The organism is Actinophytocola sp., assembly GCF_050699935.1.
In the GTDB taxonomy this organism is placed as follows: Bacteria; Actinomycetota; Actinomycetes; order Mycobacteriales; family Pseudonocardiaceae; genus Actinophytocola.
The window spans coordinates 194,801-212,975 of sequence record NZ_JBOHGB010000001.1; the positions used below are offsets into that span (position 1 = coordinate 194,801).

Sequence of the window (18,175 nt, forward strand, 5' to 3'; positions counted from 1 at the left end):
AACCGTTTTGACCGACGGTTAGGGGAAGGTCTTGACCAGTTCGTGGCGGGCGCTGCGGCGTCGCTTACTGACACCAGACGTCGCCGAGACGAGCCTCGACAAACGCGGCTTCCACAAGAAATCTCCCGCCGCTCAAGAAAGACTGGAGACGGTTGGGAAGGCGTTTCTGGACGGTTACGCCCGCGCGGTGGAGGCCCGTACGCCCGCCGATGCCGAGGGACAGCTCGAGCAGCTGCCCGGCTGGCTGCGCGGCTTCGCCTACGAGGGCGCCGGTATGGGCCTGGCCGTGCTCGACGGTCTGCCGTTCGGCCGCTCGGACAACGTCTTTCGGTTCCTGCGAAGCCCGCTTGGCGACGTGAACCGCTACCTGGTCTACGTCGGGATCGGCTGGGCGATGGCCAGGCTTCCCCGGTTCCGCTGGCCCAAGCCGCGGACCCTCGACCCGGTGCTGCTGCCGCTGGTGCTCGACGGTTACGGCTTCCACCAGGCCTACTTCCACACCGCCCGCTACGTCGACGGCCAGTACCAGGACCCGAAGTTCCCGTGGCCGGGCGGCCCGCACGGGTCCTACGCGGACAAGGCCATCGACCAGGGCATCGGTCGGGCCATGTGGTTCGTCGGCGGCGCCGACCCGAACCGCGTGGCCGACCTGGTCGACGCGTTCCCGGCCTCGCGTCGTGCCGAGCTCTACAGCGGCACCGGGCTCGCGGCGACCTATGCCGGCGGCGCGGACGACGGCGCGGCCGAACAGGACCTGCGGACACTGGCGCGCCGCGCCGGCCAGCACCGGGTGAACGTGGCGCAGGGGTGCGCGTTCGCCGCGGACGCGCGCGTGCGTGCCGGCATCGTGCCCCCGCACACGGCGCTGGCCACCCAGGTGTTCTGCGGCACGACGCCGGAGGAGGCGGCCCGGATCACGAGCGAACTGCGCCCGGAGCACCAGGTCGAGGGCGAACTGCCGGCGTATGAGGTCTGGCGGCGGCGACTCGCCGACGAATTCGTTTCCCTTGGAGGTGTCAACACATGAACGCGGTACGAGGCCTGCTGCGCAGGCAGCTGACCGGTGTCATCGCGCTCGTGGTCGTCGTCGGCTGCTATTTCGCGGTCGCCCTGCCGCAGAGCTCGGCCGAAGAGCGGACCGACCTGGCGAGTGACTACGCGTTCGCCGGCCACAGCCTGGCGCTGCCGGCGTCGGACAAGCAGCAGTCGATCAGGCAGGTCAACCAGGCGTACAAGCACATCGACGCCTGGATCTCCTCGGTCGGCGCGTCCGTCGCGATGAACGACCTGGACGGTGACGGCCTGCCCAACGACCTGTGCCTCGTCGACCCGCGCACCGACCAGGTGATCATCACGCCGACGCCGGGCGGGAACGACGGGCGCTACGAGCCCTTCGAGCTGCGCCCGGAGCCGTTGCCGGTCAACGACGTGATGGCACCGATGGGCTGCGTGCCCGCCGACGTCAACGAGGACGGCCGGATGGACCTGCTGGTCTACATGTGGGGCCGCACCCCGGTCATCCACCTCGCCAGGGCCGACCACGACGGCCTCTCTCCGGCGGCGTACGCGCCCGTCGAGGCGGTGACCGGCGACAACGCCGACGCCAACGGGGTGTACGACGGTCCACAGTGGAACAGCAACGCGGCGACCGTCGGCGACTTCGACGGTGACGGCCACGACGACATCTTCATCGGCAACTACTTCCCCGACAGCCCGGTCCTCGACCCGTCGGCCGACGGCGGCGTGACGATGAACCACTCCCTCTCGCATGCCCAGAACGGCGGCGGGCCGCACATCCTGCTGAGCACGGGCGCCTCGGCGGGTGACAACCCGACCGCCACCTTCGAGCGCGTCCCCGCCGAGGCGATCCCCGAGGAGGCCAGGGGTGGCTGGGCGCTGGGGGTCAGCGCCAACGACCTGGACGGGGACCTGTTGCCCGAGCTGTACATCGCGAACGACTTCGGCCCCGACCGGTTGCTGTACAACCGGTCGGGGCCAGGTCAGGTGAAGTTCTCCAACGTGACCACCACCCGCACACCCGGGACGCCGAAGTCCAAGCGGATCGGTTCCGACTCGTTCAAGGGCATGGGTGTCGACTTCGGCGACTTCGACCACGACGGGCTCTACGACGCGTTCGTCTCCAACCTGACCGTCTCGTGGGGCATCGTGGAGAGCAACTTCTTCTACACCAACACCGCCGAGAACTCCGATGACCTACGCGCGCAGCTGCGCGACGGTGAGGCGCCGTTCCGCGACGACAGTGGCGAGAACGGCACCGCCTGGGCGGGCTGGGCCTGGGACGTCAAGATCGCCGACTTCGCCAACTCCGGCGAGCAGCAGATCGCTCAGACGAACGGCTTCATCAAGGGAAGCACCAACCGCTGGCCGCAGCTGCAGGAGCTGGCCATGGCCAACGACTCCCTGGTGGCCAACCCGCTGACCTGGCCCAACGCGAACTCCGGTGACGACATCGCCGGCAGCGAGACGCTGCGCTTCTTCGTCAAGGGCGAGGACGGCCGCTACACCGACCTGGCCCCCGAGCTGGGCCTGGCGGTGCCGATCCCGACCCGCGGCATCGCCACCGGTGACGCCGACGGCGACGGACTGCTCGACATGGCGGTGGCCCGCCAGTACGGCGAGCCGATCTTCTACCACAACGAGGCACCCGCACCGGGCGGGCACCTGAACCTGGCGCTGTCCCACGAGCCGGAGGAGACGGTGGGCACCGCCCCCGCGCCGGGCTCGCCGGTCACCGGTGCCCAGGTCACGGTGACCACGGCGGACGGAGAGACGTACATCCAGCGCGTCGACGGCGGCAGCGGCCACGCGGGCCGGCGCAGCAGCGAGGTGCACATCGGCCTCGGCGACGCCAAGGGCCCCGTCCAGGTGCACCTGCGGTGGCGGGACCGCCACGGTGACGTGCACCAGCAGGATCTCGAGCTCAGCCAGGGCCGGCACTCGCTCGTGCTTGGCGACCGGGTCATGGAGAGGTGAGAAGGGAAATGGTTGTCCAGGAAGCGAAGCCCGGCGGGAAGCCGCCCGCCGGGGGGCCGCCGAAGAACGCCAAGGTCGTCAAGGCGCTGCGCAGGTTCGCGATCTCGATCACGATCTTCAACATCCTCGGCTTCACCGTGCTCGGCTTCGAGCAGCCGTGGATCTGGCCGTTCGTGGCCGTGGCCACCGGCTACACCGTCGAACTGGTGCTGGAGGCGATCGGCGCCCGCGTCGAGGGCCGCGCCCCCCGCTATGCCGGCGGCGGGGCGAGGGGCCTGATCGAGTTCCTGTTCCCCGCGCACATCACCAGCCTCGCGCTGAACATGCTGATCTACGTCAACGACCGGATCTGGGTGATGATGTTCGCGGTGACCCTCGCGGTGGCCGCGAAGTGGATCCTGCGTGCCCCGGTGCGCGGCAACCTGCGGCACTACATGAACCCGTCCAACTTCGGGATCCTGATGGTGCTCATCCTGTTCCCCTGGGGCAGCATCGCGCCGCCATACCACTTCACCGAGCACGTCGACGACACGGTCAGCTGGATCATCGTGGGTGTCATCGTCGTGACCGGCACGATGCTCAACGCCAAGCTGACCAACAGGATGTGGCTGATCTTCGGCTGGCTGAGCGTGTTCGCCCTCCAGGCGATCCTGCGCGGTCTGCTGTTCGACACGTCGATCCTGGGCGCGCTGGCGGTCATGACCGGCGTCGCGTTCATCCTCTACACCAACTACATGGTGACCGACCCGGGCACCACCCCGTCGAAGCCGGGGGCACAGTTCGCGTTCGGCGCGGGCGTGGCGGTGTTCTACGGGCTCTTCATGGTCGCGCACATCGCCTACGGCCTGTTCTTCGCCACGGCGATCGTGTGCCTGATCCGCGGGATGTTCCTGTGGGGCCTGCACTTCGTCAACAAGGCTCGCGTGCGGTTCGAGGCCGAGCAGCGCGCCGCGGCCGAGGCGGCCACGTCGCCGCTCGAGGTGGTCAATGAGAGCGGCACCGACAGCCGCACCGACACCGGCGGGCCCGCGGCTCGCCCGGCCGCGGCATGACCGCCCCACGCGGCCGCGTGCCTCCGGGGCCGCCCCGCCGGGCGGCCCCGGGGATCCTGCGCCAACTTCGCGCGGACCGGCTCGGCCTGATGAGCGAGGCGGTCAGCGAGTACGGCGACGCGGTGCGGGTGGCGATCGGCCCGAAGAAGCTCTACATCTTCAACCACCCCGATCACGCCAAGCACGTGCTCGCGGACAACGCGGCCAACTACCACAAGGGCATCGGCTACACCGAGGCCAAGCGGGCGCTGGGCGACGGGCTGCTGACCTCCGAGGGCGCGCTGTGGAAGGAACAACGGCGCACCATCCAGCCGGTGTTCCAGCACAAGCGCATCGCCGCGCAGGCGGACGTGATCGTCGACGAGTCGCTCGGCCTGGTCGAGCGGCTGCGTGCGCACCAGGGCAGCGACCCGGTGGACGTGCTGTCCGAGGTCACCGCGCTCACCCTGGGCGTGCTCGGCGCCACCCTGCTGGACACCGACCTGGGCGCGTTCGAGTCGGTCGAGCACTCCTTCGAGGCCGTGCAGGACCAGGCCATGTTCGAGATGGAGACCCTGGGCCTGGTGCCGCGGTGGCTGCCGCTGAAGGGACAGCGGGCGTTCCGCGCGGCCCGCGCCCACCTCGAGCGCGTCGTGGGAATCCTTGTCGCGCAACGGAAGGCCAACCCGTCCGAGTCCGGCGACGACGTGCTGACCCGGCTGATCGCCTCCACCGCCAAGGAGGCCGACAAGCGGGTCGCCGACCGCCGCATGCGCGACGAGCTGGTGACCCTGCTGCTCGCCGGGCACGAGACGACGGCGAGCACGGTCGGCTGGACGCTGGACCTGGTGAGCCAGCACCCGGAGGTCTCCGACCGGCTGCGCGAGGAGGCGGTGGCCGTCTACGGCGACCGCCGCCCGACCTACGAGGACCTGCCCCGGCTGCGCTACACGAACATGGTGCTGCAGGAGGCCATGCGCCTGTTCCCGCCGGTGTGGATCCTCCCGCGCCGGGCGGTCGGCGACGACGAGGTCGGCGGCTACCACGTGCCCGCGGGCGCGGAGGTGCTGATCAGCCCGTACACCCTGCACCGGCACCCGAGGTACTGGGTCGACCCGCTCCGGTTCGACCCGGAGCGGTTCGACCCGGACGTGCGGACGGACCGGCCTCGCTACGCGCACATCCCGTTCGGCGCCGGGCCCCGGTTCTGCGTAGGCAACCACCTCGGGATGATGGAGGCCACCTTCATCATCTCCACGCTGGCGCGCGAGTTGAGACTCGAGAAGGTGCCCGGTTTCCGGGTGAAGCCGGAGCCGATGATGTCGCTGCGCCTCGGCGGCGGCCTCCCCATGACCGTCCACCCCTGGACATCGGCAGGCCGCATCGCGGCATGAGCACGGAAAGTCGGGTAGAGCACCATGGAGAACCTCGCGGACAGCCCTTACGGTCCACCAGAGGAGCACCCCAAGGCGGCCGAGTTCGCGGAGCTGCGCGCCGCCATCGCCGACGAGCGGGTCCGTGAGCTCTTCCCGTACCGGTTCCTGGCGGCGAACGAGACCTTCGCCCGGCTCGTCGACGCGACGGCGAACAGCATCCTCGACTCGATCGGCGCGCTGCCCTCGAACGCCGGGATCTCGGTCCAGCAGGCCAAGAAGGAGCTCTCGATCCCGTGGCGCCGCACGGTTCCGCTGAGGTTCCTCTACGAGAAGCTCGCGGACTCCGACATCCTCGAGCGGGAGAACGGAAAGTACTACCTCGGGCCGGTGGAGCCGCAGGACTTCGCCGAGGTGGCGGCCGAGCTCGCCGCGCGCGAGCCGGGTGCCGCGGTGGCCGTCGACATCCTGCGGACGCTGGTGGACGAGGCGAAGACCTACTTCAGCGGCGAGGCGACGGGCGACGAGATCCTCTTCGCGCCCAAGCAGCTCCCGCTCTGGCTGAAGTACTTCTCCAACGACAACCTCCTCTACGCCATCAACAACACGATCGGCGCGGAGGCACTGTCCCGCCTGGTACCCGCGGCCGGCGGCCGGTTAGAGATCCTCGAGATCGGCGGCGGCTGCGGCAGCGCGGCCGAGCAGGCCCTGCGCGAGCTCGGCTCCGGAGTCACGCGCTACCGGTTCACCGAGGTCGCCGAGACGTTCGCCCGGCACGGTGAGAAGGCGGCGCAGGCGGCTGCCTCGCCGTCGACGACCGTGGAGTCGGCGCGCCTGGACATGACGATGTCCTGGGAGGCGCAGGGCGTCGGGCCAGGCACGTTCGACGCCGTCTACTCCGTCAACTGCTTCCACGTGGCACCGGATCTCGACTTCGTCATCGCCGAGGCGGCGAAGGCGCTCAGGCCGGGTGGGACGGTCGTGGTCTCGGAGTGCGTGCGGCCGACGAAGCTCGCACGGCCCATCCATGCCGAGATCATCTTCGACTTCCTGGACAGCTTCACCGACGTCGCCACCGATCCGGTGAAGCGGCCGACGCACGGCTTCCTGACGCCCGCGGCATGGCGTGCCACGTTCGAGGCGGCGGGATTCGCCGACGTGACGGTCCTCCCCGACGTGGACGCGATCGCCGAGCGGTACCCGGACTTCGTGGTAGGTGCCGTGCTGGCCCGCACGAACCCTTCTGCCTGATCAAGGGAGCAGCGATGGTCGCCAGTTTGGTCCGGTTCGCGGTACGCCGGTCGCTCAACGACACCCGCCACATCCGGGTCGTCAAGCGGCGGCACGCCCGCGGGCTGGTCGCCGACGTGTACCGGCAGGTGGAGCGGGACTTCAGGATGCTCGCGCCGCCGGTCGCGCTGCACTCCGCGGCTCCGCGGACGCTGGCCGCGTCCTGGATGGTCCTGCGGGAAACCCTTCTGGCACACGGCGTCGCCGACCGGGCGAGCAAGGAGGCGGTGGCCACCGGGGTGTCGATGGCCAACAGCTGCCCGTACTGCGAGGACGTGCACAGCATGACGCTGGACGGCATCGCGGACGCGGCCGGCCGGTCGGACCCCGACGCGATCATCGGGTGGGCACGCGCGTCCGCGACGGCGACGGTCCCGCCGCCGTTCCCGCCGGAGCCCGCGTCGGAGCTGATCGGCGTCGCCGTGGCGTTCCACTACTACAACCGCATGGTCAACGTGTTCCTTCGCGAGTCTCCGTTCCCGGCGCACGTGCCGGAGTCCGCCAAGCCACGGGCCCGGCGGGTGCTCGGCGGGGTCCTGCGGCCCTCGGCGAGCGGCGGGCCGCGGCCGGGCGCGTCGCTGAACCTGCTGCCGGCCGCGCCGCTGCCGGACGACCTGTGCTGGGCGCGTCCGAACGCGGTCGTCGCCGACGCGTTCGCTCGCGCCTACGCGGCCACGGAGGCCGCCGGCGCCCGGTCGGTACCGCGGAGCGTGCGCGACCTCGTCCGCGATCGACTGTCTACATGGGAAGGCCAGGCGCCGGGCATCAGCCGGTCCTGGGTGCACGAGGCGGTCGCCGAGCTCGCGGCCGCCGACCGCCCGGCCGGCAGCCTGGCCCTGGCCATCGCGCTGGCCTCCTACCAGGTCGACGAGGGCCTCGTCGATGCGTTCCGCCGCACCGCACCCGGTGACGACACGCTGGTCGAACTGGCCGCGTGGGCGAGTATGACAGCGGCCCGCCGGGTCAGCACCTGGCTCGCCGTGGCCAGTCCGGACTGCGTGTGAGCGTGCGCCGGAAGGATCAGAGGCGGGCCTGCAGCGCGTCCGCGGCGGCGAGCAGGTCCGCCGCCCACCGCGCACCCGGCCGGCGGCCCATGCGGTCGATCGGACCGGACACCGACACCGCCGCGACCACCGCGCCCGCGGAGTCGCGCACGGGCGCGGAAACGCTGGCTACTCCCGGTTCCCGCTCGCCCACGCTCTGAGCCCAGCCCCGGCGCCGAACCTCCAGCAGCGCCCGCTCGCCGTACACCGCGTCGGCCAGCAGGGTGCGCTGCGTGGCCGGATCCGTCCACGCGGCCAGCACTTTCGCGCCCGAGCCGGCGGACATCGACAGCCGCGCGCCGACCGGAACCGTGTCGCGCAGGCCGCTCGGCGGCTCCGCGGTGGAGATGCAGATGCGGTGCGCGCCGTCGCGGCGGTACAGCTGCACGCTCTCACCGGTACGGTCCCGCAGCCGTGGCAGCACCGCGCTCGCCGCGTCCAGCAACGGATCCACCGCGCCGCCGGCGAGCTCCGCGAGCGCCGCGCCGGGACGCCAGCGGCCGTCGGATCCCCGCCGTAGCAGGCGGTGCACCTCCAGCCCGACCGCGAGCCGGTGCGCCGTCGCACGGGGCAGTCCGGTCCGCGTGCAGAGCTCGGCGAGCCCGCACGGTTCCTTCGCCACGGCCTCGAGGACGGCCATTGCCTTGTCGAGAACGCCGATGCCGCTATGCTGTCCCACGTCTCGATATTAGGTTCCCGGTATATGGGAAGTCCAGTCTCCCGGTTCGTGGAACGCACATTGGCACACGCATGGTGGAAGTCGACGGTGAATCCAGATGGTGAAGACGCTTGCCGAGAAGGTATGGGACGAGCACGTGGTCCGGCAGGGGAGCGGGGCCGAACCCGACCTGCTCTACATCGACCTCCATCTCGTCCATGAGGTGACCAGCCCGCAGGCGTTCGACGGCCTGCGGCTCGCCAACCGCACGGTGCGCCGGCCGGACCTGACCCTCGCCACCGAGGACCACAACGTTCCGACGACGCTGATGCTCGACCCCGCGAGCGGGTCTTCGGTCGGCGGGTCTTCGGTCGGCATCGAGTTTCCGATCGACGACCCCGTCTCCAAGACGCAGGTCGACACGCTGCGCAAGAACTGTGCGGAGTTCGGCATCCGCCTGCACTCGATGGGCGACGCGGAGCAGGGCATCGTGCACATCATCGGCCCGCAGCTGGGCCTCACCCAGCCCGGCACCACGGTCGTCTGCGGTGACAGCCACACCTCCACGCACGGCGCGTTCGGTGCGCTGGCCTTCGGGATCGGCACCTCCGAGGTGGAGCACGTGCTCGCCACCCAGACGCTGCCGCTGCGCCCGTTCCGGACGATGGCGATCAATGTGGACGGCGAGCTGCGGCCCGGCGTGACCGCGAAGGACATCATCCTCGCGGTCATCGCGAAGATCGGCACGGGCGGCGGCCAGGGCTACGTCCTGGAGTACCGCGGCCGCGTCATCGAGCAGCTGTCGATGGAGGCGCGGATGACGATCTGCAACATGTCCATCGAGGCGGGCGCCCGCGCCGGCATGATCGCACCGGACGAGACGACGTTCGCCTACCTCGAGGGCCGTCCGCACGCGCCGACGGGCGCGGAGTGGGACGAGGCCGTCGCCGCGTGGCGGGAGCTGCGCACCGACGAGGGTGCGAGGTTCGACGCCGAGGTGGACATCGACGCGAGCTCGCTCACCCCGTTCGTCACCTGGGGCACGAACCCCGGCCAGGGTTTGCCGCTGTCTGAACGGGTTCCCGACCCGGAGCAGATCGCGGACGAGCACGAGCGTCACTCGGCGGAGAAGGCACTCTCTTACATGGACCTCACGCCGGGCACGCCGCTGCGTGACATCCACGTCGACACGGTGTTCCTGGGCTCGTGCACGAACGGCCGGATCGAGGACCTGCGGGCGGCGGCGGAGGTGCTGCGGGGTCGCAAGGTCGCCGAGGGCGTCCGGATGCTCGTCGTGCCGGGCTCGATGCGGGTGCGGGCCGCGGCGGAGTCCGAGGGCCTGCACGACGTCTTCACCGACGCGGGCGCCGAGTGGCGCTCGGCGGGTTGCTCCATGTGCCTCGGAATGAATCCTGACCAGTTGTCGCCGGGGGAGCGCAGCGCGTCCACATCGAACCGGAACTTCGAGGGCCGGCAGGGCAAGGGTGGCCGAACGCACCTGGTCTCGCCGCTGGTTGCCGCCGCAACGGCCGTGCGCGGCACGCTGTCCTCGCCCGAAGACCTGCTCGCAGGGTCGAGCGTCAACACCGAAGACCTGCTCGCAGGGTCGAGCGTCAACATCGAAGACCTGAGCTGACCTGAGCTGACCTGAGCTGAAAGGGGCTAACCCATGGAACCCTTCACCACCCACACCGGCGTCGGCGTCCCCCTGCGCAGGTCCAACGTGGACACCGATCAGATCATCCCGGCCGTGTACCTCAAGCGGGTGAGTCGAACCGGTTTCGAGGACGGGCTGTTCGCGGCCTGGCGGGCGGACGAACACTTCGTGCTGAACCTGGGGTCCTTCCGGGCAGGCAGCGTCCTGGTGGCGGGGCCGGACTTCGGCACCGGATCGTCCCGCGAGCACGCCGTCTGGGCGCTCGGCGACTACGGCTTCCGGGTGGTCATCTCGGCGCGGTTCGCGGACATCTTCCGGGGCAACGCGGGCAAGCAGGGCCTGCTCGCGGCGGAGTGCTCCCAGTCGGACGTGGAGCTGCTGTGGAAGCTGCTCGAGGCCGATCCGGGCACCGAGGTCACGGTGAACCTCGAGGACAAGACCGTACGCGCCAAGGACTTCGTCGCGCCGTTCCACATCGACGACTACACCCGCTGGCGCCTGCTCGAAGGGCTCGACGACATCGCCCTGTCCCTGCGCCACGAGGACGCCATCGGGGTCTTCGAAGGGGGCCGGCCGAATTGGAAGCCGACCACCACCTCTACACTCCCCTCGTAACTGGCCGCCGAATGGCAGCCACGCAACAGAATCCGGTCCCCCGAGCGGGGATTTTGGGCGCGTCGCGTGGAAATTGTGGCGATATGGGCATACGGTGGCCAGAAGTCGGCCGGTTTGGCCGAGAACGCAAGTGTGGTCAACGGAGGACTGAAGGGTGAACAAGGCCCAACTCATCGAGGCGCTCTCCGATCGCCTCGGCGACAAGAAGGCCGCAGGCGCTGCGGTCGATGGTCTCGTCGACGTGATCGTGCGCACGGTCAACAAGGGCGAGAAGGTCAACATCACCGGCTTCGGTGTGTTCGAGAAGCGCGCGCGTGCTGCCCGCACCGCTCGCAACCCGCGCACCGGCGAGACGGTACGGGTGAAGAGGACGAACGTGCCCGCCTTCCGTGCGGGCACCACGTTCAAGGACGTCGTGAGCGGCGCCAAGAAGCTGCCGAAGGTCGCCACCTCGCGGAGCCGTACGGCGACGACCCGTGCCGCTGCCTCGCGCCCGGCGACGAGCCGTGCGGCGGCCACGACCAGGACGCGGGCCACGGCGGCCAAGCCGGCCACCCGCGCCACGGCAACGAAGAGCGGCACCCGTTCGACGGCGGCCAAGAGCGCCGCCAAGACGACCGCCCGGACCACCGCCAAGAAGGCCACCCCGGCCAAGGCGACCCGGTCCACGGCCGCGAAGTCGACGGCCGCGAAGTCGACGGCGAAGAAGGCCGCGCCGGCCAAGGCGACGGCGAAGACGACCGCCAAGGCCCGTCCGGCCGCGAAGAAGGCCGCGACGCGCACGACTCGCAAGAAGTAGTAAACGAAACGGTCCGAAGGCCATCCACCGTGCCGGTGGGTGGCCTTCGGACCGTTCGTGGCTTTCCACCGGGGACACGGAGATCGGTGTGGCTCGATCACCACGACGGGCACGTGCCACCGGCGGACGCCGCCGCCCAATCCTGAGAATCCTTTAGGAATCGGCGAAGTACGCGACCGGATCGGGTCAGGGCTGCGCGACGTAGTCCGCCGCCACCAGTCGCGGCTCGCTGTCGCGCACGAAGAACAGGGCCCACACGCTGCCCTTCTTGCTCGCCACGTCACCGACCGCGAGCCCCGCCGCACCGGCCACTCGCGACACCAGGTCCGGGATCACTCCGCCCTGGCTGCACACCACCGGCGTCCCGCCCGCACCCGCGATCTCGAGCAGCCGGGCGAGGGCGGCGTCCTCGTTGCCCACGTAGCCTTCCTCGGACAGCAGCGGCTCCTCCGCCACCGGTACACCGGCGGAGTCGGCCACCGGGCGCACGGTCTCCACGCACCGGACGAGTGGTGCCGAGTACACGCGCGAGACGCCGTACAGTGCGCTCAGGGCGGCGATCGCCGGTACCTGGTGGCGGCCGTTCGACGACAGCGGGCGCTGCGAGTCGGGGCCCGCCCATTCCGCGCGGCTGCCCGCCTTCGCGTGCCGCAGCAGCAGCACCGTCGTGGTGTCGGGTGGCAGCGCGGTGAACGCCGCGACGATGCGCTCGTCGTGCTCGTAGCTCAACAGCTCCGGCGCCGCCTCGGGGGAGACCCAGCGCAGCGCGTCGACCTCGTCGCCCGGCTGGAACGAACCGCCCAGTGCCCGTGCCGCGTAGTACTCCACGACCTTGTACGCCACGACTCTGGTAGCCGGCTCCGGGCGGGTGACCCGGTACCGCGTACGCCCGAGATGCCGGCCGAGTGCGGTGCGCAACCCCGTCTCCTCGGCCACTTCCCGCGCCGCCGCCGCGCGGGACCGCTCGTCCCGCGCCTGCTTTCCCTTGGGCAGGCTCCAGTCGTCGTAGCGCGGCCGGTGCACGAGCGCGATCTCCACGGTCTTGCCGGTACGGTCGCGCTCGGCCGGGCGCCACACGACCGCACCGGCGGCCGCGATCTCCCCGTCCATCTGTTAGCCCTGTGCGTGGTGCTTGGCGAGCATCTGTTCCTGATGGTCGCGCACGGACGAACTCTCCGCCGGTGACGCCGACCAGCCGCCGGACTGCTCCAGCACCCAGCAACGCGTCGCCGGGTCGAGCGCGGAGGCGAACATGTCGTCCAGTTGCGCGGTGAGCTTCTCGTCGGTGATCCGCACCTGCACCTCCACGCGGCGGTCGAGGTTGCGGTGCATGAGGTCCGCGCTGCCGATCCAGTGCTCGTCCGAGCCGACGAAGTGGAACACCCGGGAGTGCTCGAGGAAGCGGCCGAGGATCGAGCGCACCCGGATGTGCTCCGAGAGCCCCTCGATGCCGGGCTTGAGCGCGCAGATCCCGCGCACCACGATGTCCACCTCGACGCCCGCCTGCGAGGCGCGGTACAGCGCGTCGATGACCTGCTCGTCGACGAGTGAGTTGATTTTGATGCGAACCCCCGACGGGCGCCCGGCCCGCCGGTGCTCGACCTCGTGCTCGATCAGCTCCACGATGCCGCGACGGATCCCGTACGGCGCCACCATGAGGCTGCGGTACTCGTCCTGCCGCGCGTACCCGGTCAGCACGTTGAACAGGTCGGTGAGGTCCGCGCCGATCGACGGCTCGGCGGTGAGCAGCCCGACGTCCTCGTACAGGCGCGCGGTCTTCGGGTTGTAGTTACCGGTGCCGATGTGGCAGTAGCGCCGGATGACCGAACCTTCCTGGCGCACCACGAGCGCGGTCTTGCAGTGGGTCTTGAGGCCCACCATGCCGTACACCACGTGCACGCCCGCCTTCTCCAGCGTGCGCGCCCACTTGATGTTCGCCTGCTCGTCGAACCGCGCCTTGATCTCCACGAGCGCCACGACCTGCTTGCCCGCCTCGGCCGCGTCGATGAGCGCGTCCACGATCGGCGAGTCGCCGGAGGTGCGGTACAGCGTCTGCTTGATGGCCAGCACCTTCGGGTCGTTCGCCGCCTGCTCGATGAACCGTTGCACGCTCGTGGAGAACGAGTCGTACGGGTGGTGCACGAGCACGTCGCCCTCGCGCAGCGTGGCGAACACGCTCTTGGGCGTCTCCCGCTCGCCGAACGCCGGATGCGTCGCGGGCACGAAGGGCGGGTCCTTCAGGTCGCTGCGCGAGACGTTGTAGAGCTGCCACAGGCACGACAGGTCGAGCAGGCCCGGCACCACGACCACGTCGTGCGGGTCGACCTCGAGCTCACGCAGCAGCAGCTCGAGCATGTGCTCGCTCATGTCGTCGGCGACCTCGAGGCGTACCGGCGGGCCGAAGCGGCGCTGCGCGAGTTCGCGTTCCAGCGCCTGCAACAGGTCCTCGTCCTGGTCCTCCTCGACCTCCAGGTCGGCGTTGCGGGTGACCCGGAACGCGTGCACCGCGGTCACCTGCATCCCGGCGAACAGATCGCCGAGGTGCGCCGCGATCAGCTCCTCCAGCGGCAGGAACGTCGCGTCCGGGTCGTCGCGGTGGTGGTCGACGGGCACGAGCCGGGAGACGTTGTTCGGCACCTTCACCCGGGCGAACCGCTCGCCGCCGCCCTTCGGGTCCCGCACGGTCACCGCGAGGTTCAGCGACAGCCCCGAGATGTAGGGGAACGGGTGCGCCGGGTCCACCGCGAGCGGGGTGAGCACGGGAAAGATCTGCTCGCGGAAGTAGCGGGACAGCCGCTCGCGTTGCTCGTCGGTGAGCTCGGCCCACCTGGCGATGACGATGCCGCGCTCGGCGAGGATCGGCCGCAACCGCCGCTCCCAGGCCGCGGACTGCTGTTCGACCAGCTCCTGGTTGCGCTTGGCGATGTAGGCCAGCTGCTCGCGCGGCGTGAGGCCGTCCGCGCTGCGCACGGACAGGCCGGTCTCCTCGCGGCGCTTCAGCCCGGCGACTCGGACCATGTAGAACTCGTCGAGGTTGGACGCGAAGATCGAGAGGAACTTGGCGCGCTCGAGCAGCGGCTGCGAGGCGTCCTCGACGAACGCGAGCACCCGGGCGTTGAAGTCCAACCAGGACAGTTCGCGGTTGAGGTAACGGTCGTCGGGCAGGTCCGGGAGGTCGGTCTCCTCGACATCCGGGGTGACGGCCGGTGGGGCGGAGGGCACGCCGCGGGGCTCGGGCGCGACGACCGTCTCGGTGTCACGGTCAGCGTCGTTGCCGGTGTCGTTGCCGGTGTCGCTGCCGGTGTCGCTGCCGGTGTCACGGTCGGCGTCGGCGGGGGTCGCGGCAGGGCTCGAGGTCGGCGTCGCGGCGAGGCCGTCGGCCGGTCTGTCGTTCGACGTCGGCGGGGTGCCTGGTTGCTCCATACTCTCCGTGCTCACGGTGTCATTGTCCTGCAACTACCGCCCGATGGGGCAGCCCCGTTCGATCGGTGGCGGCAACTTTCCCATCCGCCCGGCCAGGTACGCCGTTCGCGGTCCGAGGCCGAGTTCGGCGGCCGCCGCGAGGTCGTCCGGGGTGTCCACGTCGCAACGCAGGGAACCCGAGGTGGCGCCGACCACGACCGCCCCGCTGGCCGCGTGCGTGGCCGCCGAGCCGGCCCCGAAGCGTGGCTCGAGCGGTGCCCCGGCCGCGGCCAGGAGCAGCGTCGTGCCGGTGCCAGCCCGGTCCGCGCAGAACGCCCGCCGCCCGTCGGCCTCGGCGACCGCCGCGGCCAGCTCCTCCGTGCGCAGCGCCGGCAGGTCCGCCTGCAGCGCGCCGACGGTGACACCCGAGCCGACACCCGAGCCGACACCCGAGCCGACACCCGAGCCGCCGCGCCGCTCGCGCAGCATGCCCGCGCCGAAGGACAGCGCGGCGTTCAGGCCCGGCAGCCCGCGCTCGTCGACGCACTCGACGCCGGTGCCGCGCAGCGCCGCGGGCACCCGCCCGTCCTCGCAGACCACCAGCACCCGCCGCACGCCCTCGGCGCCGGCCGCGGCCGTGACCGTGTCCACCAGCAGCGCGAGCACCAGGTCGGCGTGCGCACCATCGACCGCGCCGTTGCCCGCGCCGCGCAACCGCGACTTCGCCCGGTCCAGCCGCTTGATCGGGACCACCAAGTCGACATCCACGCAACCATGGTGCAGGACGGCCCGGACCGGCGCCCGCGCGGCCGGGGCTGGAGCACTATTCGGAACACTCCTGATCAGCAGCTCCCGGGCACCCGCGCGCCTGTTTCGAATTGTGCTCCATACTCACGGGCAACAGAACGAGGAGGACTGGTGCCGGCGCGAATCGAGAAGAGCGGGTTCTGGGTGTGGGCCACCGCGATGATCTTCTACCCGCTCGCCTGGCTCGGAAAGGCCGTCCCGAGCGGCAGCGAGCAGATTCGCCGCCCGGGCGGCATTCTGCTCGTGATGAACCACGTCTCGCACATCGACCCGCCGGTGGACGCCGTGTTCGTGCACCGCAACGGGCGGGTGCCGCGCTTCCTCGCCAAGGACAGCCTGTTCCGCGTGCCGGTGTTCAAGTACATGATCCGGGGCTCCGGGAGCATCCCGGTGTACCGCCGCACGTCGGGCGCGTCCCACAGCCTCTCGGCCGCGAACGAGGCGCTGCGCACCGGCAAGTTCGTGGTGATCTATCCGGAGGGCACGATCACCAAGGACCCGAAGGGCTGGCCGATGCGCTCGCGGACCGGCGCCGCTCGGCTGGCACTGGAGAACGACGTGCCGGTGCTGACCGCGGCCCGGTGGGGCACCAACTTCATCCTCGACGGGTACGCCAAGAAGTTCCGCCCGTTCCCGCGCAAGCGCGTGTACATCGATGTGTCCGAGCCGGTCGACCTGTCGGCCTACCGGGGCCGGCCGATCACCAACGAGATGCTGCGCGAGGTCACCGACCTGCTGATGAGCCGGGTCAAGGACCAGCTCGCGACGATCCGCCAGGAGTCGGCGCCCGAGGGTTTCTATGCGCCGTCGAAGGCCCGCGAGGACAGTTCGGGCGGTTCCGGCGACCATGCCTGACATGGGTCCGATCGCGGTGTTCGGCGCCGGTTCGTGGGGCACCACGTTCGCGAAGGTGCTGGCCGACGCGGGTTGCGAGGTGACGCTGTGGGCCCGGCGGCGTGAGGTCGCCGAGGCCGTGTCGAAGGATCGGGTGAACCCGGACTACCTGCCCGACGTCCGGCTGCCCGAGAGCCTCCGGTCCACTTCGGACCCGAGACTGGCGCTGGACGGTGCGGCGACGGTGGTGCTCGCGGTGCCGAGCCAGAGCCTGCGGCACAACCTGACGGCGTGGCGCGGCCTCATCGACCCGTCGGTGACGCTGATCAGCCTCGCGAAGGGCGTGGAGTTGGGCTCGCTCAAGCGGATGAGCGAGGTCGTCGTCGAGGTGATGGACGTGCCGGAGAGCCAGGTGGCGGTCGTGTCCGGGCCGAACCTGGCCAAGGAGATCGCCGCCGAGCAGCCGACCGCCTCGGTCATCGCGTGCACCGACCACGATCGCGCCGTCGCGGTGCAGCACGCGTGCACCACCGGCTACTTCCGGCCGTACACCATCACCGACGTGATCGGCTGCGAGCTGGGCGGGGCCTGCAAGAACGTGATCGCGCTGTCCTGCGGGATGGCCGGCGGGCTGGGGTTCGGCGACAACACGCGGGCGACGCTGATCACCCGCGGCCTCGCGGAGACGGCCCGGCTCGGAGTGGCGCTGGGGGCGGACCCGATGACCTTCGCCGGGCTCGCCGGTCTCGGCGACCTGGTCGCCACGTGCTCCTCGCCGCTGTCGCGCAACCGCGCGTTCGGCGAGCGGCTGGGCCGGGGCGAGACCGTGCAGCAGGCGCAGGCCGCGGCGCACGGACAGGTGGCCGAGGGCGTCAAGTCCTGCTCGGCGATCCGGGAGCTGGCGCTGCGCCACGGCGTGGAGATGCCGATCACCGAGGTCGTGCACCGGGTCTGCCACGACGGCTTCGACCCGCGCGAGATGGCCGGCGAGCTCATCGGCCGCAAGACCAAACCCGAACGCTGACCCACCCCGCGAGTCCAACGCTCCGAACCCGCGAGTCCAACGCTCAGCTCACGTCGAACGTCAGGATCGGGTCCATGGTGGGCTGCTCGGAGCCGCCCGCCGGTTCGATCGTGATGCCGACCGCCTGTGCCGCGTCGATGCCGTCCACGTCGAGCGACGCGTGGCCGTCGGCCGGCTCGATCAGGCCTGCCGACGTGATCTGCTCGCCGATCGTCCACGCCTGGTACGTCTTGCCGCTCGGCGCCGCGCGCAGGTCATCGGACAGCAGCAGCATCCGGTTGGCCGACACGGACATCAGCGCGGTCACCGGGCCGGTCGACGCGTCACTTTGGTTCACGACCCGGGCGTCGCCCGCGCGGATGATCTCGGCGATCGCGGCCGCCTGGGTGTCCACGTCCTGCCCCGACCGCTCCGCGCGCACGAGCAGCACGCCGAGCACACCCGACACCACGAGCAGCACCGCGGCGGCCGCGGCCGACAGGCGCAGCGCCCACGGCGAACCCGGCCGGCGCAGCGCCAGCACGGGCGCCCTCCGGCGGTACCGCGTGTGTCTCCGGCGGTACGACGGGCGCCTCCGCCGGCACCGCGGGAGCCTCCGGTGGCAGCTGCCGCGTGTTGCGGATCTGGGTCATGACGGAGGCCTTGCGC

The 18,175-nt window shown here is 70.9% G+C and carries 16 protein-coding genes; 11 read left to right on the forward strand and 5 right to left on the reverse strand.

Annotation, left to right across the window (positions count from 1 at the left end; all coding sequences use genetic code 11):
• Nucleotides 1-31: 31 nt before the first annotated feature.
• Genes ACRDTB_RS00970 through ACRDTB_RS00995 form a run of 6 tightly spaced genes read left to right on the forward strand, consistent with a single transcriptional unit; the run spans nucleotide 32 to nucleotide 7,692 of the window.
• A complete protein-coding gene (locus ACRDTB_RS00970; protein ID WP_431427890.1) occupies nucleotides 32-1,027 on the forward strand; it encodes a DUF1702 family protein in 996 nt (331 codons plus the stop codon).
• Nucleotides 1,024-2,994 carry a CRTAC1 family protein gene (locus tag ACRDTB_RS00975; protein ID WP_431427891.1) on the forward strand — a complete coding sequence of 657 codons (1,971 nt, stop codon included), beginning with the start codon at nucleotides 1,024-1,026 and terminating at the stop codon, nucleotides 2,992-2,994. Before ACRDTB_RS00970 ends, ACRDTB_RS00975 begins: the two co-directional genes overlap by 4 nt.
• 8 nt (nucleotides 2,995-3,002) lie before the next feature.
• Nucleotides 3,003-4,046 carry an enediyne biosynthesis protein gene (locus ACRDTB_RS00980; RefSeq protein ID WP_431427892.1) on the forward strand — a complete coding sequence of 348 codons (1,044 nt, stop codon included), beginning with the start codon at nucleotides 3,003-3,005 and terminating at the stop codon, nucleotides 4,044-4,046.
• Complete coding sequence (locus ACRDTB_RS00985) at nucleotides 4,043-5,419, forward strand: cytochrome P450 (RefSeq protein ID WP_431427893.1); 1,377 nt, start codon at nucleotides 4,043-4,045, stop codon at nucleotides 5,417-5,419. The genes ACRDTB_RS00980 and ACRDTB_RS00985 overlap by 4 nt, the downstream gene beginning before the upstream one ends.
• Nucleotides 5,420-5,443: 24 nt before the next feature.
• On the forward strand, nucleotides 5,444-6,649 hold the full coding sequence (locus ACRDTB_RS00990; RefSeq protein WP_431427894.1) for a methyltransferase: 1,206 nt from the start codon (nucleotides 5,444-5,446) through the stop codon (nucleotides 6,647-6,649).
• A 14-nt stretch (nucleotides 6,650-6,663) separates the two neighbouring features.
• Nucleotides 6,664-7,692, forward strand: coding sequence for a carboxymuconolactone decarboxylase family protein (locus ACRDTB_RS00995; RefSeq protein WP_431427895.1), 1,029 nt, complete (start codon nucleotides 6,664-6,666; stop codon nucleotides 7,690-7,692).
• 16 nt (nucleotides 7,693-7,708) lie between these two features.
• Here the strand turns inward: ACRDTB_RS00995 and ACRDTB_RS01000 are convergent, their stop codons facing one another.
• Nucleotides 7,709-8,410 (reverse strand): IclR family transcriptional regulator, encoded by a 702-nt coding sequence (locus ACRDTB_RS01000; RefSeq protein ID WP_431427896.1) that lies wholly within the window; start codon nucleotides 8,408-8,410, stop codon nucleotides 7,709-7,711.
• Nucleotides 8,411-8,507: 97 nt separating this feature from the next.
• Here ACRDTB_RS01000 and leuC point away from each other — a divergent pair, with 97 nt between their 5' ends.
• The 3 genes from leuC to ACRDTB_RS01015 all read left to right on the forward strand — a co-directional run bounded on the left by leuC (nucleotide 8,508) and on the right by ACRDTB_RS01015 (nucleotide 11,460).
• The gene (gene leuC, locus ACRDTB_RS01005; RefSeq protein WP_431427897.1) at nucleotides 8,508-10,025 is read left to right on the forward strand and encodes a 3-isopropylmalate dehydratase large subunit; all 1,518 of its coding nucleotides are present in this window, start codon (nucleotides 8,508-8,510) and stop codon (nucleotides 10,023-10,025) included.
• Nucleotides 10,026-10,058: 33 nt separating this feature from the next.
• Nucleotides 10,059-10,661 (forward strand): 3-isopropylmalate dehydratase small subunit, encoded by a 603-nt coding sequence (leuD, locus tag ACRDTB_RS01010; RefSeq protein WP_431427898.1) that lies wholly within the window; start codon nucleotides 10,059-10,061, stop codon nucleotides 10,659-10,661.
• Between the two features lie 154 nt (nucleotides 10,662-10,815).
• Complete coding sequence (locus ACRDTB_RS01015) at nucleotides 10,816-11,460, forward strand: HU family DNA-binding protein (protein WP_431427899.1); 645 nt, start codon at nucleotides 10,816-10,818, stop codon at nucleotides 11,458-11,460.
• A 186-nt stretch (nucleotides 11,461-11,646) separates the two neighbouring features.
• On the opposite strand, the gene ACRDTB_RS01020 is transcribed toward ACRDTB_RS01015, so the two are convergent.
• From ACRDTB_RS01020 to ACRDTB_RS01030, 3 genes are read right to left on the reverse strand one after another with little or no spacing between them, the layout of a single operon-like run.
• Nucleotides 11,647-12,570 (reverse strand): NUDIX hydrolase, encoded by a 924-nt coding sequence (locus ACRDTB_RS01020; RefSeq protein ID WP_431427900.1) that lies wholly within the window; start codon nucleotides 12,568-12,570, stop codon nucleotides 11,647-11,649.
• Nucleotides 12,571-12,573: 3 nt separating this feature from the next.
• Complete coding sequence (locus ACRDTB_RS01025) at nucleotides 12,574-14,883, reverse strand: RNA degradosome polyphosphate kinase (protein WP_431427914.1); 2,310 nt, start codon at nucleotides 14,881-14,883, stop codon at nucleotides 12,574-12,576.
• A gap of 33 nt (nucleotides 14,884-14,916) precedes the next feature.
• The gene (locus ACRDTB_RS01030) at nucleotides 14,917-15,630 is read right to left on the reverse strand and encodes a 2-phospho-L-lactate guanylyltransferase (protein WP_431427901.1); all 714 of its coding nucleotides are present in this window, start codon (nucleotides 15,628-15,630) and stop codon (nucleotides 14,917-14,919) included.
• 198 nt (nucleotides 15,631-15,828) lie between these two features.
• Between ACRDTB_RS01030 and ACRDTB_RS01035 the strand changes: the two genes are divergently transcribed.
• The gene (locus ACRDTB_RS01035; RefSeq protein ID WP_431427915.1) at nucleotides 15,829-16,524 is read left to right on the forward strand and encodes a lysophospholipid acyltransferase family protein; all 696 of its coding nucleotides are present in this window, start codon (nucleotides 15,829-15,831) and stop codon (nucleotides 16,522-16,524) included.
• A 1-nt stretch (nucleotide 16,525) separates the two neighbouring features.
• Entirely contained in the window at nucleotides 16,526-17,527 is a 1,002-nt protein-coding gene (locus ACRDTB_RS01040; RefSeq protein WP_431427902.1) for an NAD(P)H-dependent glycerol-3-phosphate dehydrogenase, read from the forward strand.
• Nucleotides 17,528-17,570: 43 nt separating this feature from the next.
• Here ACRDTB_RS01040 and ACRDTB_RS01045 read toward each other — a convergent pair whose 3' ends face one another.
• Entirely contained in the window at nucleotides 17,571-18,050 is a 480-nt protein-coding gene (locus ACRDTB_RS01045) for an anti-sigma factor (RefSeq protein ID WP_431427903.1), read from the reverse strand.
• Nucleotides 18,051-18,175 lie beyond the last annotated feature (125 nt).